Consider the following 24,425-nt stretch of genomic DNA (forward strand, 5'->3'; position numbering starts at 1 on the left):
GTTCAAGAACGAAATAAAACGTCACCAAGTGCATTCACACTCATCAACGCGACACGGCACGACTGCTTTGAGCCTGCTCCTCCAGCTCTACCCTATAATTATCATTACTTAGTTGCCAAAACTTTTTTCAGACGAGCAAATCTCGGTAAGCCGTCTTCCTTAGGTGATGATGATTCACCGGCGATCAGCGGCAAAGCATATTTGACAAAGTCGTCCGTCACATAATTACCGGCCGGGGTAATCCACTCCGCCGGGACCCTTTTTTCGGTATTAGCTACCTGGTCTAAAGGTAGTAAGACGATTTCACATTTATACTCTTTGCCTGCAGCCCGTTTGAACGCGACCATTTTGTCGGTTTCGCCGCGAACGGCCGCCTGTACGGCAGTTTGTCCAGACAGGAAAGATTCTTCAACGTCAGTCTTGGAAGCGCAATGAGCGGCGCATCTTTGTAACAAAGACAATTCAATCGCTCTGACTTTGCAGTTGATTTTTTGCGTAATGTAGTTGGCTAATACGCTGGCGGTACCGCCCATTTGTTTGTGGCCGAAAGCATCAACTTTTACCTCACCGACCAATTCCGGAATAAATTTGCCTTCTTTAGTTTTGACGCCTTCCGAAACCGCTACAATAACCTTGCCGGTTTGTTTATAAATGCGCTCAACATCTTCAGTCATCTTTTCCAAATCGAAATCAACTTCTGGCAGATAAATCAGATCAGGCCCATAACCCTTATAGCCAGCCAAAGCCGAAGCTGCCGTAAGCCAGCCAGCATTGCGCCCCATTATTTCAATGAAAGTAATCATTCCTATATCGTAAACACGGGCGTCCAGATAAACTTCCATGATTGATGTCGCAATGTATTTTGCCGCAGAAGCAAAGCCCGGGCAATGATCCGTGCCGAACAAATCATTGTCGATCGTTTTAGGTACGCCCATAACACGGCATTCGTAACCGGCTTTTTGCAAATATTTGGAAATTTTGTTGCAGGTATCCATTGAATCGTTGCCACCGTTATAAAAGAAGTAACGGATATTATAGGCCTTAAAAACTTCAAGTATACGTTTATAGTCTGTATCATCAACTTCAGCATCAGCCAATTTGTAACGGCATGATCCAAGTGCCGATGAAGGCGTAGTCTTAAGCAGCATCAACTCTTCCGGGTCTTCTTGCCCCATATCAAAAAAGTTCTCGTGCAAAATGCCTACGATACCGTTGGCCGCCCCGTAAACTTTATCAATTACACCCTTTTGTTTAAGCGCTTCCGTAATAACTCCGGCTGCGCTTGAATTGATGACCGAAGTGGGTCCGCCGGATTGGCCGAAAATTGCATTACCTCTTAATTCTGACATAATTTCCTCCTAAAATTATTAAATTACTAAAGTGATATGAACAGCAAGTTTACCGTTAATTTCAGGCCTCTTTTCATATTCAGCTTTTGTGTTTAGCGTACACACAGTAAATAATGTGCTACAATCGCACTTCAAATATTCGGCTTTCGTAGAAGGCATCGTAATATTACAAATCATTTGTTCGATTGTTGCACTTTATTATAGCACACTTAGCCACAATAAAAATTAACCGAATTATTTTTGTGAAATTTCGCCGATAATTTGATATAATGTTAAGCGTATTTTAAGATAATTTACGGAGGTCAACATGGCAAAAGGTCCACACATACTTATCTGTGACGATGATCCGGTTGTTCATGAGTCTTTGTCACTATATTTCGATAATGAAGGTTTTAAGCATAGTTCCGCTTATAATGGCAGTGAAGCGATTGAGCATTTTCACAGTGACAATCCAGATCTTATAGTTTTGGATATGATGATGCCTGAGATGAACGGCGTTGACGTTTGTCGTGAAATTAGACGTATGAGTAATGTCCCTATTATCATGCTTACAGCTAAAAGTGAAGAGATTGATAAAGTTGTTTGTTTGGAAATAGGTGCCGACGACTATATAACCAAGCCTTTCAGTGTACGGGAGGTTGTCGCCAGAATCAAGGCGGTATTGCGCCGCATCACTGAAACCCCCGTAACCAGTTCCGACTGCTTAAAGCTGCCTGATCTAGAACTCACTCCCTTTAACTACCAAGTTAAAGTGCGAGGTGAAGTCGTTCCGTTCACACCTAAAGAATTTGAAATACTTTATATGTTGGCCAGCAACCCCGGCAAAGTCATAAGTCGCGAGGATATTATGCAAAAAATTTGGGGATATAATTATGAAGGTGACTTACGCACAATCGATACTCATGTCAAGCGTATTCGTCAAAAAATAAATGTTGACAATGCCAAGTGGGCTTTGTCAACCGTATACGGATTAGGTTACAAATTTGAGACTGTCGGGAAAGTATAAACTGTCGGATTTTCGCAAAAGTTTTGTATTAAGTCGCACATTTATTCTTCTGATAATGGCGATTGTATTTTCGGCTGTCCTGATTTTGGTCTGGTACAACTTTATGAACCGCCATTATCACAATCGTGCGATCATTAATGAGTTGACACAAAAAGCTCAGGTTGTCGGCCGGGAAACTGCATTATATGAGAACGGCACAATTTCAGCTGATGCATTCAACCATTTTTTGCGCACGGCACCTGATCTGTTGCAGACAGGTATTGCCATGGATATGAACAAGGACGTCACTTGGAGCACGCCTCGCCGCCCCTCAAACGCAAAATGGTCACCTGAGGATCTATCTTTGTTGAATAATCATATCGGCACATTCGTTGACTCAATTCAAGCTAAACAAAAGGTTATTTTCACCACTAAACTCGGCAAAGAAAATAACGGCGACACCGTAATTTGTGTCGGGGTACCAATTTTATCAATCACCAAAGATGACCGCCCGGAAGAGGTTTTAGGCGGTATATATGCATTTCGCTCCATGGATGATTATCAAACATCATCATCACCAATTATAATATCTTTTTTGGCCTCGTTTTTACTTACCTTAAGCATGATGGCGTTTCCAGCTTATTACTATATAACTTTGATTGTCCGCCCTCTGTTGCAGATAAGAGATGTGGCCAAAGGAATTTCTGACGGTGATCTGTCAAAACGAGCAGAAATTAACAGTCAGGCGGAATTTGGCGAGCTGGCCACATCAATCAACCAGATGGCCGATCATTTGCAATTAAACATCGCCGACTTGGAAGCCGAATCCAATCGCCTGCAGCAAATACTTAACGGGTTGAATGAGGGAATCATAGCCTACACTGCCAAATTGCATTTAGCGCATTTGAACCCTGTCTTTCGAGAATATTTTTCAGAATGTCAGAACCTGGAACTCGGCAGTTCTATCAACGATTTACCGGTAGAAGATATTCGGGAAGCAATCAATGAAGCTGTAGCGACCGGAACAACTCAATACATTACAATTTCAGTCGGTGAACTGTTGTTGTTCGGGCAATTGCTGCTCCTGCATAGTGCAGACAAAACTTTCCAAGGAGTAGTAGGTCTATTCCGTGATGTCACCAAAGAACAACAGTTAGAGCAAACACGGCGGGACTATGTTTCAAACGTTTCTCACGAATTGAAAACTCCCCTTACAGCTATTCGTTGTATGGTTGAACCGATTATCGATGGTCTAATCAAGGATCCAGACCGTTTGCAACGCTATTACCACATTATTTATGACGAAGTATTGCGGATGGCGCGGTTGATTGACGATATGCTTGAGCTTTCACGTTTGCAATCTGGCAAAGCAGTTATCGAGCTAGAGCCTTGTCAGTTGCAAACTTTGCTTGAAAATCTGTATGCCAAATTTTCATCTGTAGCCAAAGAAAAGCAAATTAACTTTGCCTTAGAATTGCCTAACTGCAATCTGCCTTTAGCATATGTTAACCCAGATCGTATCGAACAGATAATCTACGTATTTTTGGATAATGCCAGCAAGTTTACGCCTCCCGGCGGAGACATTATTTTGCGAGCAGCCCTCAAAGATGATCGCATAATAATTGTTGTACAAGATACTGGCAAAGGTATCGCAGCTGAAGACAAAGCACATGTTTTTGAACGTTTTTACAAGGCCGATAAATCGCACGGTTCCATAGGTACAGGTTTGGGGCTTTCTATTGTCAAAGAAATAACAGAAAAAACCGGAGAAAAAGTGTGGGTCGAAAGCGAGTTGGGGCATGGAGCGGCTTTCTACATCTCAGTTGCCGTCTATAACAACCAAGATGCTTGTCCGATCGACAAACCATTGTCTGGCTCTGGCGGAGCGGCAAATAAAATTGGTGCCGACTTGTCCAGCCATACATCATCTGACGAAGCAAACAATGCTGAATGACCTTAATGGACTAACGAGTACGGAAAAATCAGGCCGATCTTACGAAATTGAAAATGAGATAGAAATAATGGCAGCAAAAATTAGAATTAATAAATATATTGCCGGTTTAGGCATCGCTTCTCGACGAGCAGCAGATGAACTATTGGCTGACGGCAGGATAACAATCAACGGGGAAACTGCCGGTTTGGGGGAAATGGTTGATCCACAGTCAGATAGAATTGAACTTGACGGTCGTCCATTAAAAGTTGAATGCGCGCCTTTACCTTATGCGCCTTACGGTAAAGCATCTCCTCCCCGCTTAACTTCAAAAGATGACAATCAGGCGACGTCCAATTATCCCCAACGTGTTTATATTGCCTTGAATAAGCCGAAGGGTATTGTCTGTACTACCGATTCGCGTGAACCGGAAAACATAACTGAATACATGAATTTCCCTATCCGTATTTTCCCGATCGGAAGGCTTGATAAAGCTTCAAGTGGCTTGCTTTTGCTCACCAACGACGGTAGTATTGTCAACCGAATATTGCGGGCACACAACCACCATGAAAAAGAATACCGCGTAGAAGTTGACAAGCCGCTCACTGAGGCAGCTTTGCAAACTATGCGTACCGGCGTACCAATTTTAGGGGTTGTAACGCTTCCCTGCCGCATCAAGCTGCTCAATCCGACAACTATGACAATCATCTTGACCCAGGGGTTAAATCGTCAAATCCGTCGCATGTGTGAATATTGCGGCTATAAGGTAGTAAAATTGGAACGTCGCCGGATCATGAATATAACTTTGGGCAAAATGCCCGTCGGAGCTTGGCGATATTTAACTTACCCAGAGTTAAGTCAGTTAGATGAGTTATTAATCGGCTCAAGCGAGTCCGCCTCCCTTCAGCAAAAAATGTCAACCGTGCAAAGCAGGAGTTCAGGCAATTCAGGCGATTCAGGCAGCTAGGCTGTTCAGGCGATTCAGGAAATTCCGCCAGTTCAGGGAATTAAGCAATATCGTCAAATGCTGAATTTACCGAAACTTAGCTTACATTTATTAACGAGGAATACCATGGGTAAACTTTTTTCAAAAACTGACCGAAGGAAACGTGCTTTACTTATAATCAACTATAAATCAGGCAAAGGCGGAAATACGTTTGCCTTGGGAGCCGTAATTAAAAGTCTTGCTGAATTGCCATATATTGTAACTTTGATGCCTCCGCAATCAGCAGCCGATTTACGCACCGCTCTGCCGCTGATGCTTCCGGATTTTGATTTGATTATCGCTTTGGGAGGCGATGGTACAGTTAATATAGTTATCAATGCTTTGATGAGTTTACCACCGGAATTTCGAGTCCCTCTCGCTATTATACCTGCTGGTACAACTTGCGACTACGCCCGCACTTTAAAGATATCGCTAAATCCGACCAAAGCGGTTCAACAGTTGGCAACAGCCAAGCCTTTAGCCATAGATATAGGACAACTTGGCGAACGTTATTTTACCTATGTCGCCTCATTCGGAGCCTTCAGTGATATTTCTTACACTACTCCCACAGAGCTGAAGAAAAAGTTGGGGCACTTGGCTTACATAATCGAAGGTATAAAGGGGTTGTCCAATCTGACATCCTATGACTTTTCCGTAACCGTCGATGGAGTTGAAATCAATGGACGGTTTCTGTTCATGGCGCTCAGCAATAGTCGTTCAATTGGTGGGTTGCTCAAACTTTCCGATCGACAAGTAAACATTGCTGACGGGGAATTTGAGTTATTGCTAATTCGCGATCCGTCATGGCAATTCATGCGAACAGCAACGATGGCCAAAATTTTGGTTAACATACCTAATGGCAACGATGATGCCATTTTTTTGCACGGTTCTTCTTTTCACTTTCGCTCTGAGCAGAAAATTCCTTGGACCATTGACGGTGAATACGGCGGTCAATTCACCGATGTCGCAGTAAAAATTCATCACCAAGCAGTAAAAATTATGATTCCGACTTCATTTGGGCGAAGTTCAACTAATATTGAGGCGTAAGGCGAATTAAGATGTAATCCACCTAAAATGGAACATATTAAGTGGGAAATAAACTGAAGGTAGTATCTCAGTGGTCTTTCCGGCTTCAATCAGCTGAATACGCGTGGTGCCAACATTTGTCTCAGCCAAGGTCCGACTTGTGGCTGTTGTTTTTTTGTCGATGAACGCTTTGTTAGAGCTTTCCGTCGGCGTTGTTACAGGCAGGCAAGCCGTTATGAATAATTCCTTACCGGCATTAATAGATACAAACTGAGCAATATCCTGCGCCAATGTGCGTTCCGGGAAGTTGTGCACTGCTGAATTTAGCTCCTTTTCTTCATTTCCCACTTCCGGCAAACTAACTTCCTTAAGTAAATTGTTTTCACTCAGATAAAGCAGTTTTCTGCCGTCAGCCGTAAAAGAAAAGTCGCCGTTTCCTTGCTTGATCTTTTTTCCAAGTGATATAGGACGGTGAAAAGCACCATTTCGGTAGTAAAAGATATAGAACTCATTGTCAAGTGTGCGCGCATAGCCCAATCCGGCTGCTCCATCAGGCAACCGCTTTTCTCCTTTGCTACCGTCATGTGCCAACAGCTTACTGCCGGTATTGTTAATTAAACGGAAGCCCCACTCCGCTATTTTATGGCCGATTATGACTGGATGACGAGCTTTACTCGAATAGTCAGCATAATAAATTCCGGTCTTGTCTTTCCCACCCTCACCACAGTCATAAAACAAAAATCCGTATTCTCCGACAAGCAGACCTCGATCTGATGCAATATCAGTATTTTCTTTCCTGTTCATCGCATCACTTTCCGCTTTAGCCCACGGCCTGAGTTGCTCAACGAAAGCCTGCTCGCCCGATTTTCTGTAATACAATAAATCATCATTTTGTTGCATAAGCAAAGGAAACAAACTTTTATTTTTATATACATTAAGATCGAAGGTTACAGACCCATACTCATAATGATGCGAATAAATGATATTTTCCGTTGTTTGAAGCAGACTGCTATCTGGCCTGTCGCTCAAGCGCACCAGTTTATTGGCACCATATGCCCAAATTTCCGCATCGCTCTTTAATATGTATTCATTGCCAGAAAGATTGCTTGAAACCTCAAGCTTGCGCAATTCCTTAGCGGCTAATGCGATAGTCAAAATTTTGCGCTTTTCATAATTGCTTTCGCTGTCTTGTCCACCTGTCTTACAAAACTCAATTTGTAAGTTATTGTTACCTGCAGGGCTTGTTGGATTTAACAATAGCAGAAGCCGGCCATCTTCGCTTATCGACAGCGGCAATTGGCGAACTCTTCCTGCATGGCTAAACAGCACTTTACCTCTAATGTCTTGCAAAATCACCGAAAAACTGCCCTCGTCACTTTTCTTTACACAAGCAAAGTATTTGCCTAGACTAGAAATTATAAAACTGTCGCGTTCAACGTAGGATGCAGCCAAATAGCTTCGCTTGGCCGTCGTGTCGTAAACGTAATATGATCCGTACACAACGCGGCCATCATTGGCCGTTTCTTTAAAATAATACAAGTACTCTCCATCTGAACTCCAAATCGCATGCGATACGTGAGAGGCCAAAAGCGTTTTTTCACCGTTTTTTATCTTGATAAGGCTTAAAGTTTGGGCAGGGCGATTCAATTCCGCAATAAATTCACCTTGCCTTGGAGCAAAAGCTGTGGCATCAGTGGGAAGATAGACGGTTTTCCCTGCTGCAGTCACTATCGCTGCCGTTCCATCAGTTCCAATAATTATGCGTTGATCATAGGTACGATATAAGTTAGCATCTTCTTCGCCCCGGATCAGCTGCCCAAGAGTTTTATGGTATAAAGATGCCGCTATCATAAGAACAACCAAACAACCGGCTATAACATAGCGCATACAGAAAAATTTTTTATGAATTACACTCATAATTTGCCTATCACAATTTAGAGACTTGAATAAAGCATACTGCCGTTGTAAAAACATTTGTTACATAAAAATATTATCATATATTTTGTGAAAATTTGCTCTTGGGCGCAGGCCTGGTTGCAAAGAGATGTTAATTTCCTCGGATGGACTTTCGTCCAGCTCTGTTAAACTTGCCGAGCCTGCACGGTTACTCTTGTTTAAACCTGTTTCAGAACCTGTTTCAGAACCTGTTTCAGGCGGCCAGTTAATCTCCAGGCTATGATTCAACTTGACATAGTTCATCGAAAGGAGCAAAAGAGTAGCTATCTCTCCTGCAGTATTGCCAGATTTTGTCCCCTGCTCTTGCTTTCCTTGCCAGTATTGTAGATCTTGCTGCGACCTAGTCAAATTAACTCGCATCATAGAATTACCATTTCGTCGCAAAACCCGCCCTACGGCAACTGTTGTATAAGGAATATCATTGGCCGCCAAAATATCTTTCAGCAACCTTTCTACCGTTGCATTAAGAACTGGCAAAAGTTCGGTACCGACTTGGACAAAGCCACGCGTGGTATGCTGATGCCTAGCAGCATATGCGGCTAAAGCGGCGGCTGCACCGATATAATTACGTTCATAACTGCTTATCATCATCAGGGGCGGTTGAAAGCTGCCGTAGTCAACACAATTGAAATAGTAATCAATCGTATAATCCGACAATTCTTGCTGCAGATGTTCAGGACTACTCACATCACCAAGCACCAAAACCGTTTTAATTTTGGGTGAGCAGGAAGAAAGCAAAGGCCTAAGATTGGCCAAGGTCATCATTGAGTTGTCCATCAAAATAATACAGGCTGGTTCCAAATTAACCAGTTCATTCAGTAAAGCTTGGCCAATTGTACCACAACCGGCTATACACACGGTTTTACCTACATATTGATTATATAAACTATTTTGATTATACGGTATAGGCTTACGCATGATAGTTTCGGTTAAAATGCCACCTTTCATCGCACTGTCGAAGGAATTTTGTTTAATAGATTTTTTTATAGGTTTTGTTGATAAAATATCACCAAGGCAACGATAAGAGCCTAAGTCTTGGACTTGATTCGCTGCAATTAGCTCAGGACGTTTTTCAGCGTCAGCCAGTAATTCGGCAAAACTATCATAGTTCAGTTGTTCGCCGGTCCCAGTATGCGAATCCAGGCCGCCTTTCATATCAGCCGTATCATCATCATGCAAAGAGGTCATGGCCTGCCGTCTTATCTCGGCCAAATCGCCGAAATTTGATTTTATAATTTCGCAGTCACTTTGCCGACAATAGGCCAAAATTTCACGCAAAGCCGACTCGCAAATAAATGGTATAGCGATGATTATTCTTTCAATCCCGTATATTTTGGCCAGACGTGGAATATCTTCCCTTCCCCCGGCAACCTTTATCCCAGCCACTCGCCGGCCGATTTTGCCATTGTCATCATCAACAAAAATTATCGGATTACCTCGATTAGTCGGATCATTAAATAAAATTTTGGCTATACTTTCACCGGCAACCCCGGCACCTACAATCAAAGTACGTTTCGCCAGTAAAAGACGACTATCGGTAAAACGCGGTAACCAATTCCTGATTCTATAGACAAGATGTCTGAATAGCAGCCAAAGTATCAAAGTAAGAACTGCCTGTCCGACTGCAAAAGCCTTCGACAGCGGCATTGCCAAAATCATATTACGGCAATAATAATATCCTCCGAATGAAATCAATACGTTAAAAAACAAGCGGCAAAAGCAATGCAAGTTCACCACTTCCCATCCGTTACGATAACTGCCGAGCAGAATATTTATGACGATGGCAGTGCAAGTAAATTGGATGTAGGTACTGAAATAATATTTTAGGCTGTAAAAAGCACCAAATTCTTCGCCGAAACTTAGTTTGAAGAAAATGATTACTGCCGCAAAGGCTAAGTTTAGCAGCAAAGCATCCAACAGTAGGGGCAGAACCATTCTAACACTGCGATAAAGAAGAGATTTATCGTGTTGCTCGTAGTTCTTATCATAAAGCGTTTTCGCTTTAGCATCATTTTTAATTTTAAACTTGTTTAACAGGTTCATATTATCCCCTTTTGCCCTCATTTTTGCGACGAACTATTTCTTCAGCCGAGCGCAATCCATCTACTGCTGCTGAAGTAATACCACCGGCATACCCTGCTCCTTCACCTACCGGATATAATCCAGCAAGTGAACTTTCCCTGTTTTCGTCGCGATTAAGTCGTACCGGTGATGAACTGCGAGATTCTACCGCGTACAGTCTTGCCAATGGATAATCAAAGTTAAGTATTTTTTGTGCGAATGAAGTGATACCATATTGTAATGTTGTAATGATGTATTTAGGTAATATGCTAATAAAGTCAACGTATTTTACCCCGGGGCGATAGGTTTCACCTTGATCTTCAAAAGTTTTTTTGCTTAAAGATAGTTTCAGATTTTTTGGCATAAAATCTTTAAGCAACATAACCGGGGCGGCATAAGTACGCCCTCCCCGCTCAAAGCAGGCATGCTCCAAATACTCCTGCATAAAGATGCCGGCTAGCTCAGGATAGCACTTAACCCGTTCAGCCCATTTTTTCAATACCGCATCGGAAATATTTTCACCGTGTTCTTCCACAAAGGATTGATAATCAGTAGGAGTTACATTGACGAGCAAGGCGCTGTTGGCATAGTAACCATCCCGCCTTGAATTGCTCATTCCATTAGTAACCACTTCACCTGATTGTGAAGCAGCGGCAATTACTTCTCCACCTGGACACATACAAAAACTATAAACCGCCCTTCCATTCGGCACCCGGCAGGTAAGCTTATATGGCGAAGGAGGCAAAACATCTTTATATTTTTCGTAGTTACTTTTGTATTGGCTAAAATCGATTAATTCTTGGGGATGTTCAATACGAACACCAATCGCCATCGGCTTGGCTTGCATAGGAACATTTTGCTCAGCTAAATTGAAGTATGTCTCACGGCTGCTGTGGCCAATTGCCAAAACAACCTCACTTCCGGCAAGATGAGTCTGCCTCCCAGTTATTGCATCATGATATATTATGCCGCAAACACGGTTGTCTTCAACAATTAAACGTTCAAAAACTGCGTTGAAGCGCACTTCTCCGCCCATAGTTTCGATCATCTTTCGTACATTAGTAATAACCTCAGGTAAACGATCAGTACCAATGTGAGGATGAGAGGAATAAAGGATTTCATCATCGGCACCGGCAGCCACAAAAGTCTGTAAAACGGTTTTTATCCAAGGACTTTTTATACCTGTATGCAGTTTACCGTCTGAGAACGTACCAGCCCCACCTTCGCCAAACTGAACATTGCTGAAAGGATTCAGGTGACCAGTTTGCCAAAACTCATGCACATCATCTAAACGGTCGTAAGCCGGTTTACCCTGTTCAATTACTATCGGCTTAAATCCAGCTCGCGCCAAGTAAAGTGCGGCAAATATTCCGGCCGGCCCTAAGCCTACGACAATCGGATGTTCCATACTTGTATTGCTTTGCTTTGCGCCTGATTCAGAGTTCCCAACTAACTTTCCAACCGCAGGAAATTTAGTTGGCCATTCAATGACATTTTTCGGCGGCAATTGCTCATTTTTTAGATACACCTCCACTTGTAACGCATAGTGCAACGGTCTTCCGGTACGTGCATCTAAACTAAGTCGCTTATATCGCCAGCTGAAACCAGCTGAAAGCATGCGTCTAACTGCTCGCGGTGCTTCATCGCGAATCATGTTTTCAACATCGTCAGAAGTATAATCAGGCGGCAACTTGCCTTCTACAATAAACATTAATTACCTCAATTAATATAAGCAAATAAATATTATTTTTATTCTAAGTAATCTAGCTGAGCTTGCCAATCAGGTAATTGACCTAGCGTTTCCTTCGCTTAATCGTCTGAGCAAATCAAGTCCCGCTCGGCTGCCGCTTGCCCAAGCCCAATGTAAATTATACCCTCCACACACCCCGGTCACAGATAAAATTTCACCTACGGCATATAAACCTGGTATGTTCCTTGCTTCAAAATTCGTCTTAAACTGTTTTAATTTAAGACCCCCTGCATTAGTTTGAGCATTGCTATAATCTTTGGTACCGGCTAACATCATTACGAAATGCTTGAGAGTGGATGAAAGTTCTGCCACACTTATTACTGGTTCGCCACCAATGGACTGCCGGTATTCTCGGCCTAAAGTCGAAGGCTTATAGTTTTCCACAGCCACGCCGCAAAAATCGCCCCTGTGTTTGTATTGGTAATTCTGGCCTGTTAAATGTTTATCAGACGACTTAGGCTTGGCAAAATTGTTCAGCCTATACCATATTTCTTTACTCAAGTTCAAATCCAATAGTCCACTGCATGCTGCTTGATATTCATTTTCCGTAAAATATATTTGATCATAATGAGATAGTTCCGATAATCGCTGCTTAATATCGGCACGCGAGGCTGAACTTTCCTTGGAACGATAATCGGTTTGGCAGTTTGCTTGATAATAGTCGACGTCAGCTGAAAATGTAGATTTTGCATGAACGGATGCGTTATATACCAGCTGAGCTGATAATTTCATCTCTGACCATTCCGGGAAAAAATCCAAAATAGCCACTTCCTCCAGCAAAGATTTTCCTCCTTTTTTCCCGACCGAATCACTCGCCACAGTAACTGACTCTGGCCCAGCCGGCACGCCAAGGGCCGCCGCACAGGATAAGGCCGGTATACCAGACAGCCCGTAATCGGTAAAGAGAATTTCACCTTGGTCACTGAATAAATCAATACCGTCTGCCCCGGCGATATCGGTGCGATTAAGACGTCTGACGGTCAATTTTCCATGGCAGCGAAGTCCCGCCACACGTTTGAGTGGGTGCTTTAATTGCAAAGGCACCAATGCCGGTCGAGGCTGATCTAGCACCAACCCCAAACTTTCAGCCAACGCCAGTCCAGAACCGGCAAAATGTTTGCCTGAAGGTTGAACTTCACCCCCAGCAGCCAAAACCAGTTTATCGGTGATAACACATCGATCGGAGCTGAGTAACAATTTAAATTTATTGCCATCATAAGAAACAGACTTAACCGCGGTGTCACAATATACTTCACAAGTATTTTGCCAGGTGTTATCTCGCTGACTTGACCAAAAACAATTGAGCATTACATCACGCACCGAAGCCGCCCGTTTAGTATAAGGGTACAACCTTCCTTCTTCAGCAGTTAAAGCCAGCCCCATATTCAAAAACCAGTTAACAGTGTCACGCGGTGACCAGAAATTAAGAGCTTGCACCGGCAAATCTTTGGTTAAATCATCCGGCTTGCAACCGTCCACCTTGCAACCGTCCACCACAGTAAAAGTCGGATAATCAGCAGCAGTTACATGCAAATTTCCCAAATTACAACGGCCATTACCCGTTGCTGCGAGCTTGCGCAGCAAATCAGATTGAGCTTCAATCAGCAAAATTCGCAACGGACGCAAATTATTACTAGAATAAACAGAACGAGGAAAATGAGCCGGCCAAAGATCAGGCCGAATAATGCTAAGGGCCGTTGTAAAACCGGCAGCCCCACCACCAACAATAATCACATCAAATTTCAATTTCATATCTTTCATATTGAACTAATTGATAATTTTACGTACGCCGTCCGAACAAACACATAAAATATTGCCATGACTGTCCACCGCAAAATGCTGCACCTTACCTTGCATCGCAAAGACCGCCGGCGTATTTGGCGACCCAGCTGAAAAACGATACATATCATCCCCAACCAGCACTGCAACGTAATTTCCGTTAGACTGAACTTCACGTGGGATATCCGGCAGCTGATAACCATTTTCCGTCTTACCTGGAAACTTCGCCAAATTCTTTACCACATTAAAATAATAAGGCCCGGCGGCATTGCTTGACCCGATAAAGAAAAAAGCATCCTTCATTTTTCCGCCATGGGTAAAGCCGTTCAATTTACCTGGTTGTGACAATTCGCTCGAACGCAATAAGACCATCGCTTCCGCTCCAGCAAAGACAGTGTTGCCATCATCAAATGAATAAATTAAAGGTAGCGGCGACTTCACGCTCGGTTTATACTGAGCAATAATTTTAGCCAAATTTTGGTTTTCCAAGCTGTAAGCGTTAATGATAGGCTCTTGGACAGCACCGGCTACATTTATCATACTCACATAAAGACTTTTACAGTCGTAGGAAAAGGCGGTGGACAGCACAAAACCTGAATCCTTGTTATCTTGAACTGTAAGTGTGAACAACAACTCACCTTTAGGGTCAAGCACCGAAACCAACCCTTTCGTCCCTTCTGCTTCCATTACTAAAGCAGCATGCCCGTCAGGGGCAAAATTGTACGAAATAATAGGATGATCTGTTTTCCCACTATACACCAGTTCCGCATCCTTAAACAAATAATAATGGAAACCGTTTTGTTCGACCAACAAAAACATATTGTCTCGGATCAATAATTTAGGGTCAGTTATATTACCGTCAAGCGACAGTTCAACCTCACCTTGCAAGTTGGTCAACTGAATCTGACCATCACTCACTTTCATCACCTGATTACCAGGCAAAGCATAGGTATTCTTGGCATTCACCGCATCTAGCGGGAAAGCTTCAATGCCGGAGATCTGCTCTTTGTCGATACGCGGCCTTCCTTTATTTGCAAAAAAAGGGAATTGAAGTAAAATAACCGCCACCATCAAAAATAGAATTATCACTAACATGACCAAGGTTAGAAAGCCTGAACGAGAGTGCCGTCTACGCTTGATTGTAGATTTTTTTACGGTTAAAGCCATAACTGTTCCTTTATAATCGTCGTAACATCTGCCAACTCGAATTGATTATAACTAATCAAGTTGTAATTTGGCAGGCCAAGGTGGCAATTTAGTAACCACGCCCGTATCTTTACCGTCTATCCATAACAATGCTGCTTCTGAATTAATCTTATGCCATTCTAAGATTTTACTTTTGCCACGATCAGTTTGTATATAGCAAGAATAAGAGCTGATTGTATCTTGCGGACGGTCGGCAGTGGATATAATGGTAGTCTGAGCCAAATTATTATACCAAACTTTGAGGGCTGATTGCATATTTTCATCCGGTGGAGACTCTCCTCGTCGCCAGCTATTGCCTTTCTTGTGAAAAACAACACTTTTACCGCCATAATCAACTTGAATTGTGCCGACTTCGTCAAAATCCGGCAGATCAAATAAAGATGTCAGAAAGAAATTAACCGGTTTGTTGATTAAAACATTAAGACTTTCTGGTAAAACACACATGAATTCTTTATCGTCGATTCGCCCGTAATAGTTTCCCAACTTATCCGTATAGATCTCCAATTTATTTTTTTTGCTTCCCTGCCCTATGACAAAGGTGTACTGTGGTTCAGTAGAATTAAGATTTAAATATTTCATATCTCCGGCATCAATATAAGCTAAGGCGTTTAAATGCAAAAGATTGGTCAAAAGAGCCTGAAATTCTGCCGGATGCGCAGGCCTGACATAGGGGCGATTAAGCTCCCAGTTTGCACCGTTCTTTACAAAATAAAGTTTCAACGGTCTTTGGCTATTGAAGTAATAAAAATCGGTCACTCCAGCTTGTTCGATATTGAAAATATTATCGACAAAAAAATTCCGGTTATTTTGCTGCAACAAAGTCAATTGATCGCGCAGCACCCCTAGACTACGGATATTGTAATCAATAATACCATAACTTGCCGTGGTTCCCGGAAGCCGACCGCCCACGCTTAATGAATGCACATCACCGTTATGTAGAGTAAACCTCAATTCATAGCGAGGATAGTCCAACCCAAGTTCTTTTAAAGTATAATTGTTAGCACTCTGTTTAGCTGAAAAGCTAATATTAAGCAATTCTTCAATATATCTATTTAATTTTTTTTGGTCGACTTGAAGGAGGCGATCGCCGTTAAGATCCCAAGTGGATAAGTCGAGTGTATTGGGGGTTATATCTAAACTCATTTTGCCGCCACTATAGAGTACAATTCTACTTATATCAGCCTTGGTGAAAGTGAAGATACGTGCAGCCCCTCCTCGCTCGTTATTGCTACTTTTGTTGGAATTGAGCCGATCTCCGCCAGAATTAAAAACAGCCGTTTCCGCAGAAAAGATATTGTTATACGCAACAATTCCGCCTGTCATCGCTATACCCGACACAGCCATAAAAATAAAAAGCAAAATCCATCTATGTGATCGTGACATATCGCCTCGTTACCATTAATTCAAAGCTGTCGATTAATTATCATCCACACTATCCGCCCGCAATATTTCGTTGAATCCTGCTTGAAAGCCTTTCGATACGGCTAGTATAGTCATGCTGCTACCAATTACCAATTATGCGCCAAGGAAATGAATGCTTTAAAATTAGCATCGGATTCATTGCTTTGGCTGTCAGTTTTGCCACAGACAAAAAATGACTTGCCGTCATTCGTCGGCGAATCGCGCCCGACACGCTTATGGTCAACAGCATCTCTGTTAATTGTATCATAACTATAGAAGTTAAGTCTAAACCGTTCTCCCAAAGTTATTTCTCGTCGAAAACAAATTGAACCTTGTTTTATCGAACCGGTCTCTCCCGCAGCTGAAACCAAAGCATCTGAAATAAATCGCCAGTAATTGGCATTATTTACATGGCCATTTCGGTCCAAATCACTGAATTCAGCTTGCTTTAAAGCCGTAATTACAGGCGTACTTTCTGGTATTGGCCAATGTTTGCAGTCAGGCAAATCAACCGGTACAATCGGTTTATATACAGTTGTATTAGCCACGGCCATAGCGGAATTTTCATGATGATTTATGCTTTGAAAAATTTTGTCAACAGATCGATATATTTTTCTATCACCTGCATCAACTATATACCACTTGCCCAGACCAGTTGCGAGAAGCGTTTGCGAATCGGCATCGTAAGCGGTGTAGCTACGAAATATATATGGGCCTACTGACTTTATGACTGCTGTACAGTTAATAACATTCATTCCTTTAGTAATCGGCCTATAATATTCGAATTGGCAATTATCTAACATCCAAATTAAATTTGCGGCTTTCTCGCCTAGAACTGTTTGGAAAGATGGCGTAGCATTTAAAGCCGCCTCCTGCCAATGCCGAAATAAAATATGTACCGGTACTTTGCCCTCAAAATCGACCTCGTAATCTCTAATTTTAAATTTATAAGCCAAGCTTTCCATACCTGCCTCCAAGAAAATCGTTACCAAGTAAGCGGTAAAAAAATCCGGTCTCTACAGAGAAGAGACCGGATTTCAAATTCGCGCGGTGACCGGTCATCCGGCACCTGCTGTGTTTGCCGTAGCTCAGTCGATGAACTACACATTAGAGTCATCAACTGTTAACCGTCTCACTATGGTAGACGTAAAACAACTTTAAACCAGTTTGCGGTCAACCATACGAGACAGTCTTATCTGGGTTCGTTAATACATGCCGCCCATTCCGCCCATACCACCGGCCGCCGGCATCGGAGGTTCCTTGCTCGGCAATTCAGCGACAACGGCTTCAGTTGTCAATAAGGTTGCGGCAATTGAAGCTGCGTTCTGCAAGGCGGAACGTGTAACCTTTGCCGGATCAACAATACCGTGTTCAATCATGTTTACATAAGATTCGCTCATTACATCATACCCAACACCTACCGGTTGATGTTTAACACCTTCACAAATTACGCTGCCATCCAAGCCTGCGTTGATCGCTATCTGGCGTACAGGTTCTTCCAAAGCACGGATGATAATGTTGATACCTGTCTTTTGATCTCCTGTAGCGTCTTTGAGCAATTCACATACCTTCGGCAAAATGTTCAAATAAGCCGTTCCGCCGCCTGCAACCATGCCTTCTTCAACACCGGCGCGAGTAGCAGCCAGAGCATCTTCAATGCGCAATTTTTTCTCTTTGATTTCGGTTTCTGTTGCCGCACCTACTTTGATAACCGCAACTCCGCCAGCTAATTTGGCCAAGCGTTCCTGCAATTTTTCACGGTCAAAATCAGAAGTGGTGTCTTCAATTTGAGCCTTTATCGAATTTACCCGAGCCTGAATGTCTTTGGCATCACCGGCTCCGTCAACGATGATCGTATTTTCCTTTTGGACCTTTACCTGACGAGCGGTTCCAAGCTGGCTAACATCTGTGTCCTTCAACTCAAGTCCGAGCTCTTCCGTTATAACTTGTCCACCGGTTAAAATAGCGATATCTTTCAGCATTTCCTTGCGACGATCGCCGAAACCAGGTGCTTTAACTGCTACGCAAGTTAAGGTTCCACGCAATTTGTTTACAATCAATGTGGACAAAGCCTCGCCCTCAACATCTTCAGCGATGATCAAAAGCTTCTTACCGGTTTGCACTACTTTTTCCAGTAACGGCAAAAGGTCTTGAATGGCACTAATTTTGCGATCGGTGATCAGAATTAGCGGATCATCGAGTACTGCTTCCATTTTGTCCATATCGGTTGACATGTAAGCGGAAACATATCCGCGATCAAACTGCATACCTTCGACAACTTCCAATTCCGTGTGCATGGTCTTGGATTCTTCAACCGTAATAACACCATCGGCCGTAACCTTCTCCATTGCCTCAGCAACCAGGTCACCAACAAGAGTGTCATCAGCGGAAACAGAGGCCACACGAGCAATATCTTTTGTAGTTTTGACCGGAACAGAAATCTCTTTAATTGATTCAACAGCGCAGTCAACAGCTTTGCTCATGCCGCGGCGAATAACCATAGGATTGGCTCCAGCAGCGATGTTGCGCAAGCCTTCACGAACAATGGCTTGGGCCAACAATGTGGCAGTAGTAGTTCCATCACCGGCAACATCATTGGTCTTGGTCGCTACTTCTTTAACTAACTGAGCACCCATATTTTCAAAAGGGTCTTCCAGTTCAATTTCCCGTGCAATAGTTACACCGTCATTGGTAATGGTCGGTGAACCGAATTTTTTATCCAACACAACGTTACGACCTTTAGGGCCGAGGGTTATCTTAACGGTGTCGGCAAGCTTATTGACACCGGCTTCCAACTTTTTTCTGGCTTCTTCGTTATACTTAATTTCTTTTGCCATAATTATCCTCCTCACTCAACCACTGCTAAAATGTCATTCTGTCTGACTATTATGTATTCTTGACCGTCTACCTTGACTTCTGTGCCTGAGTATTTACTGGTTAATACCTGATCTCCTACTTTAACCTGCATGGCTACTTCTTTACCGTCAACAACCCCTCCGGGGCCTACAGCAACTACTTCTGCCACTTGCGGCTTTTCTTTTGCACTGCCGGTTAAAATCAAACCACCATGAGTTTTTTCTTCGGCTTCCACCATTTTAATTACAACGCGGTCACCCAAAGGTTTAATATTCATATCGGTACCTCCAAACGTTATTTGGCACTCTATTGCTTGGAGTGCTAATAAGAATATATGTTAATTGTCAAAGAATGTCAAGGACGCAATTGTTAATAAAGAGTAACGGCAAATTTCCGGAAAAATAAATACATGCGCATACAAAACGGCGGTATTCCTGAAGAATATGCCGCCGTGAAATATACCACTTGCGTATGCTAAAACTGCTTTAATAAGCGATGTACTATGTGCCAAATATCATAGTTTAAAGATCGTATCAATGGTTAAGGGTTAAAAAAATTGTGAGGGTCGATGGCGGAATGCCCTGATCCGGAATCGTTTGCATCACTGTTGCCACTTGAACCGCCACCTGTACCGTTACCAGAATTTTGCCGAGTCAATCTGTCGAATTTTTTATTTGCATTATCACTGTCCTTGTCATTCACGGCAGCACTGTTATCCGAATCACTTTCTCTGCGGCCGGTATTGGAAGATGAAGAACGGCGGTCAGAATTTTCTGCCGGTGCCAAACGTCCGTTTCGCTCGTCACCCGACTTGTCATCAGAATTATCATCATCACGGTCGGATGTGTTACGTGAATTAGCAGAAACGGCTGGGTATGAAGGCGACGCATTACGATATTCTTCAATTACATAATTACCGCCATGCACTTCACCATAAATAAACTTATGAAGCGGCTCAATCATACCGGCCAAATTCGGCACAACATAACTTATACCGTTAATATAACGCTCCTCCAAATAGCCTTCCATAGGTACTTTTAAAGTTTCAGGCGGATTTTTTATCTTGCTGACAGCCGATGTGCCAATACCAATCAACTCAGTTTGAGATAAGTTAGTTGTTATTAAACCCATTGATTCACGAATGACCTGCAACTTTTTAAAAGGATTAACATCCATAAAACGGCGCATCAGCGACTTCAGGACTTCATGCTGGCGTGACATACGAACAAAATCAGAGTCAAGTTTGCGCAAACGAGCATAGCAGATTGCCTGACGCCCGTTTAAAAGTTGATGCCCGGATTTTTCTACTGGGGCAACCCACTCGCCGCCCAATTCCTTATTAGTATCCCAAATAACAGAATTTAAATATTTTAATAGAGCTTTATCATTTGGTATGTCAATATCAACGCCTCCCATAATATCGACAATTCGCTCAGCACCTCGTAAATTGATGATAATATACTGGTTCAAATCCAATTTCAAATTGTAATTTAAAGTTTTTAATAATGTTTCCGGGCCGCCGAACATGGCTGAATTAAGTTTATGGAAGCCTGCCTTACCGGGAATTTTAACCAACATATCCCGTTGAATTGAAGTAAGTTTAATGAGATGATTGCGTTGATCCAAGGTAAGGACCATCATCGTATCGGAATTAGTATTATAATTATTGTCGTCTTTGCGATTGTCTACACCGATGAGCAAAATATTGGTCAGATCTTTATCATAAGGGACAGTCGGAAGCCCTCCATCATCGCGATCTGAAACATTGTTACTTTTAAGATCACCTAGGTCAGTTTTATCTGACGCTTTGAATGATGTCCTTGCTTTACCGAAAACATAAAACCAACCTATCGAAAAAAGCAAAGCCAAAATAGCCAATATCATCAACACTGCAAGTGGCCAAAAATATTTGCTACGCCTTTTTTTGCTTTTATAACCGTTCAACGCTCCTTGTCCGGCATAAACGCTAGTTTGTGCTTGTCCGGGATAAACAGTTGGTTGAACTTGGCCCAAGTAAACGTCCGCTTGTCCTTGTCCGACATAAGCACCAGTCTGTCCTTGCCCGGCGTAAACGTCAGGTTGCAGTTGTCCGGCATAAGCACCCGGTTGCACTTGCCCCACGAAAGCAAGCGAATGACTTGGATTAGCGTGACCATCACCGGACGGACAATAGCTGCCGTTTGCATAAAACTGTTCTGACTTTTCGCCGACCGCTCCATTTGAGAAATCGACAAAATTGTTCGAATGCTCAGAAGAACCATTGCCGGTATCGATCACACCGGAAGGTGCATTAAAGTAAGTGTTCTTCCCTTGTTCAGAATTAAATTCACCCAACGATCGGCCGGACACACTCTTGTCCCCTTTGAAACCAGAATCGAATTCTTTCTTTACCGCTTCGTCTTTTGCACCGTGTTTTTTCATAAGCATCCTTCGTAATAATAGACTTGCTATATAATATCATGAATTTAACTAAAACGGCAGAAGATACAAAATTTTCAAGGTTTGTTAAAATTTCTCACCTGAAACGACTGCCGTATTAATCCTATTAACCTACCGAAATCAAAATCGTTGCAATCGTATCAGCCACATCCTCCGTATTGTCTATACATTTTTCAAATAAATCATATATAGTTTGCAACCGAATAACATCAATCGGATCATTTTGTGAGGCATACAAAGAACGAATGGCCTGGATATAGTTGGCGTCACCCTCCTCCTCATTTTTATTAATGCGAATAACGGCTTCATTTATTTCGGCACGTCGATGCTGGAAATCAGTGAATTCCTCCAATAACTCTTTCGTAGCTTGTGTAGCATTATTCAGCAACCGCATAAATTCATCAATGTATGAATTGGTCTTAGTAATGTTCATCATATAAAAGTGATTTGACAACTCATCAATACTGTCGGTAACATTTTCAATATTATTTAATAACGTCAGAATATCATTGCGATCTATCGGCGTTATAAATGCTTTTTCGATAAGTTTCAAACTGCGATGCACCAACAAATCTCCCTCATGCTCGATAGTTTTAACAGCATGTAATTTTACAAAGTCAACACAGCCATTCTGACAAGCGGAGCTTAAAGCAACAGCAGCTTTATTAGCAATATCTCCGCCTTCAACGAACATTGTAAAAAACTCATTTCCCTTCTTACGATTTAATAAATTTCCCATATTTCCTCCTAATTTATGCAATTTATAAATGATTACAAAAATAGCATTGAAATTTTTGCGGCACAAAATCCGATGCAAAAGCAAACTGGAAAGGTCAAGGCCCAAGCCGCCACCATGTCTTTAGCTACCCCCCAGTTGACAGCTTTCAGGCCACGGACGGAAGCCGCACCCATCATCGCTGTTCCCTTAATATTGGTAGTGCTTAACGGTAAACCGAAAACAGTAGATACCAACATACTACCAGAAGCGGCCATTTCCGCGCCAAATCCCTGGTATTTTTCCAACTTCACCATTTCCATTCCCATGGCTTTGATAATACGATAACCGCCCACCGATGTTCCAATTGCCATTAAAGCAGCGCAAATGAGCAAAATCCAGAGCGGAATACTCCAAGTCGTTCCTGGAGCTGGAGTCGGCAAAAAACCGCCCAAAGTAACTGCTAAAAATAAAACACCCATGAATTTTTGTCCGTCCTGAGCACCATGACTTAAAGCCATCAAAGCTGCCGAAATAACCTGTCCCGCAGAAAACACTTTGTCACCTCGCCGCCGCGGCAATTTGGCGCAAGTTTTTTGAATAAGCCAAGTAATACCGTAACCTAAAATAAAACCGGCTAAAGTCGAAATGAACAAACCATAGGCAACCTTCAATATTGCTGAAGTATTGAGTGCCGCCACACCTTGTGCCGCGGTTCCTGCCCCCATTAATCCAGCAATCAACGCATGACTTTCACTAGTCGGGATCCCGAATTTCCATGCCGTCACTGACCAGATGACGATGGCCAACTGGGCAGATGCAAGTTTGACTAAGGCAGCATTTCCCGTGCCCAAATCGGCAATGTTGGCCGTTGTCTGAGCCACTGCCGTACCCATGATAAAGATTCCAATCAAGTTGAATACCGCGCCCAAAAATATAGCAACCTTAGGCGTGAGGACACGAGTAGAAATCACCGTAGCAATAGCATTAGGGGCATCTGTCCAACCATTGACGAAGATGGACATACACACCAAAACGATTACCATGTATAAACCAATATTGTGCATAAGACACTTCCTTTACTCTGCCATTGACTCGATACCGATAGCAGTTTTGTATAACGTTAACCAATTTTCCGGGGTGATCGCTTCCGGTCTTATCTGTAGTTTCAAGCCAACTCCAGCCAACCATTCCAGATCATTTGTATTGTTCAACAACGGATATTCACGTTGCAGACGGGCATAAGTATTGTGCATGGTTTTGCGGCGTTGCGCAAAAGCAAGGTGCAAAAAATTACGATAATCCGGCCAAGTGGATTTATCAATTTGGCTATTCGGCTGTGGAATAATGTGGATCAACGTCGAGGAGACTGAAGGTTGCGGCATAAAATCGGTAGCAGCCAGCGTCATTCCCTTCCTTATAGTCGTAAAATTATCAAGTAATATATTCAACGGTCCATAATTCTTGCTTCCAGCCGGGGTTAAAATACGATCGACAAATTCTTGCTGCACTAAAAAGCTATATTGAAGAGCGGTGTGAAAGTGCAGTAAAAAATGTTCAATTAATTTAGTAGAAATGTAGTAAGGTAAATTGCCGACCACCGCTATATTGTCAATGATAGAATTTTCTTCCTCCGAATTCGCCAAATCGGCTGCAGTGAGTTTCAGAGCATCGCCAAAGATGAGTCTGACCTTAGGATTAGAGGTGAAACGATCTTGCAAAGGACGAGCTAAAGCAGGGTCGATTTCTATTGCAGTTACCCGTGGGAATTGTTCAGCCAGTACCGCCGTTAAATTACCGGTTCCAGCACCAATTTCCCAAATTTCACACTTCGGCGGCAGTCGCATTTCAGCAACCATTGCTTGCAACAAACCCTTGTCATAAATAAAATTTTGGCCAAGATTATGGTTAGGCCTGAGTCGATAACCGCTTAAATAATTTGCAAAATCTTTGCGATCATTTGAATATCGGTGATCGGACATATAAC

At 42.7% G+C, this 24,425-nt stretch carries 18 protein-coding genes; 4 read left to right on the plus strand and 14 right to left on the minus strand.

The genetic code is table 11. The features are described 5' to 3' along the window. Positions 1-104: 104 nt before the first annotated feature. Positions 105-1,349, minus strand: coding sequence for a 6-phosphofructokinase (locus HMPREF0868_RS04165; protein WP_012993452.1), 1,245 nt, complete (start codon positions 1,347-1,349; stop codon positions 105-107). A 307-nt stretch (positions 1,350-1,656) separates the two neighbouring features. Here HMPREF0868_RS04165 and HMPREF0868_RS04170 point away from each other — a divergent pair, with 307 nt between their 5' ends. The 4 genes from HMPREF0868_RS04170 (at position 1,657) to HMPREF0868_RS04185 (ending at position 6,296) form a co-directional block, all read left to right on the plus strand. Further along, positions 1,657-2,355: a response regulator transcription factor gene (locus HMPREF0868_RS04170; RefSeq protein WP_012993453.1), complete on the plus strand. Its 699-nt coding sequence runs from the start codon at positions 1,657-1,659 to the stop codon at positions 2,353-2,355. After that, positions 2,333-4,288, plus strand: a complete 1,956-nt coding sequence (locus HMPREF0868_RS04175; protein WP_034574135.1) for a HAMP domain-containing histidine kinase — start codon at positions 2,333-2,335, stop codon at positions 4,286-4,288. The genes HMPREF0868_RS04170 and HMPREF0868_RS04175 overlap by 23 nt, the downstream gene beginning before the upstream one ends. Beyond that, positions 4,278-5,231, plus strand: coding sequence for a pseudouridine synthase (locus tag HMPREF0868_RS04180; protein ID WP_012993455.1), 954 nt, complete (start codon positions 4,278-4,280; stop codon positions 5,229-5,231). The genes HMPREF0868_RS04175 and HMPREF0868_RS04180 overlap by 11 nt, the downstream gene beginning before the upstream one ends. A gap of 105 nt (positions 5,232-5,336) precedes the next feature. Next, a complete protein-coding gene (locus tag HMPREF0868_RS04185) occupies positions 5,337-6,296 on the plus strand; it encodes a diacylglycerol/lipid kinase family protein (RefSeq protein ID WP_012993456.1) in 960 nt (319 codons plus the stop codon). 6 nt (positions 6,297-6,302) lie between these two features. Here HMPREF0868_RS04185 and HMPREF0868_RS04190 read toward each other — a convergent pair whose 3' ends face one another. The 13 genes from HMPREF0868_RS04190 to rsmA form a co-directional block, all read right to left on the minus strand. Then, positions 6,303-8,192: a hypothetical protein gene (locus HMPREF0868_RS04190; RefSeq protein WP_012993457.1), complete on the minus strand. Its 1,890-nt coding sequence runs from the start codon at positions 8,190-8,192 to the stop codon at positions 6,303-6,305. A 60-nt stretch (positions 8,193-8,252) separates the two neighbouring features. Then, positions 8,253-10,274: a polysaccharide biosynthesis protein gene (locus HMPREF0868_RS04195; RefSeq protein WP_012993458.1), complete on the minus strand. Its 2,022-nt coding sequence runs from the start codon at positions 10,272-10,274 to the stop codon at positions 8,253-8,255. A gap of 1 nt (position 10,275) precedes the next feature. Next, the gene (locus HMPREF0868_RS04200) at positions 10,276-12,003 is read right to left on the minus strand and encodes an NAD(P)/FAD-dependent oxidoreductase (protein WP_012993459.1); all 1,728 of its coding nucleotides are present in this window, start codon (positions 12,001-12,003) and stop codon (positions 10,276-10,278) included. A gap of 69 nt (positions 12,004-12,072) precedes the next feature. After that, positions 12,073-13,803: an NAD(P)/FAD-dependent oxidoreductase gene (locus HMPREF0868_RS04205; protein ID WP_012993460.1), complete on the minus strand. Its 1,731-nt coding sequence runs from the start codon at positions 13,801-13,803 to the stop codon at positions 12,073-12,075. A 6-nt stretch (positions 13,804-13,809) separates the two neighbouring features. Beyond that, positions 13,810-14,988, minus strand: coding sequence for a DUF5711 family protein (locus HMPREF0868_RS04210; protein WP_012993461.1), 1,179 nt, complete (start codon positions 14,986-14,988; stop codon positions 13,810-13,812). Positions 14,989-15,039: 51 nt separating this feature from the next. Continuing rightward, a complete protein-coding gene (locus tag HMPREF0868_RS04215; RefSeq protein WP_012993462.1) occupies positions 15,040-16,410 on the minus strand; it encodes a DUF4340 domain-containing protein in 1,371 nt (456 codons plus the stop codon). Positions 16,411-16,535: 125 nt separating this feature from the next. Continuing rightward, on the minus strand, positions 16,536-17,393 hold the full coding sequence (locus tag HMPREF0868_RS04220; RefSeq protein ID WP_012993463.1) for an acyl-ACP thioesterase domain-containing protein: 858 nt from the start codon (positions 17,391-17,393) through the stop codon (positions 16,536-16,538). A gap of 240 nt (positions 17,394-17,633) precedes the next feature. After that, complete coding sequence (gene groL / locus HMPREF0868_RS04225; protein WP_012993464.1) at positions 17,634-19,265, minus strand: chaperonin GroEL; 1,632 nt, start codon at positions 19,263-19,265, stop codon at positions 17,634-17,636. 11 nt (positions 19,266-19,276) lie between these two features. Next, positions 19,277-19,561 carry a co-chaperone GroES gene (gene groES / locus HMPREF0868_RS04230; RefSeq protein ID WP_012993465.1) on the minus strand — a complete coding sequence of 95 codons (285 nt, stop codon included), beginning with the start codon at positions 19,559-19,561 and terminating at the stop codon, positions 19,277-19,279. Between the two features lie 263 nt (positions 19,562-19,824). Then, complete coding sequence (locus HMPREF0868_RS04235) at positions 19,825-21,705, minus strand: LCP family protein (protein ID WP_012993466.1); 1,881 nt, start codon at positions 21,703-21,705, stop codon at positions 19,825-19,827. 124 nt (positions 21,706-21,829) lie between these two features. Further along, positions 21,830-22,462 carry a DUF47 domain-containing protein gene (locus HMPREF0868_RS04240; RefSeq protein WP_012993467.1) on the minus strand — a complete coding sequence of 211 codons (633 nt, stop codon included), beginning with the start codon at positions 22,460-22,462 and terminating at the stop codon, positions 21,830-21,832. 32 nt (positions 22,463-22,494) lie between these two features. Beyond that, entirely contained in the window at positions 22,495-23,505 is a 1,011-nt protein-coding gene (locus HMPREF0868_RS04245) for an inorganic phosphate transporter (RefSeq protein WP_012993468.1), read from the minus strand. A gap of 12 nt (positions 23,506-23,517) precedes the next feature. Beyond that, positions 23,518-24,420 carry a 16S rRNA (adenine(1518)-N(6)/adenine(1519)-N(6))-dimethyltransferase RsmA gene (gene rsmA, locus HMPREF0868_RS04250; RefSeq protein ID WP_012993469.1) on the minus strand — a complete coding sequence of 301 codons (903 nt, stop codon included), beginning with the start codon at positions 24,418-24,420 and terminating at the stop codon, positions 23,518-23,520. Positions 24,421-24,425 lie beyond the last annotated feature (5 nt).

Origin of the sequence: Mageeibacillus indolicus UPII9-5 (assembly GCF_000025225.2) — a bacterium.
In the GTDB taxonomy this organism is placed as follows: Bacteria; Bacillota; Clostridia; order Saccharofermentanales; family Fastidiosipilaceae; genus Mageeibacillus; species Mageeibacillus indolicus.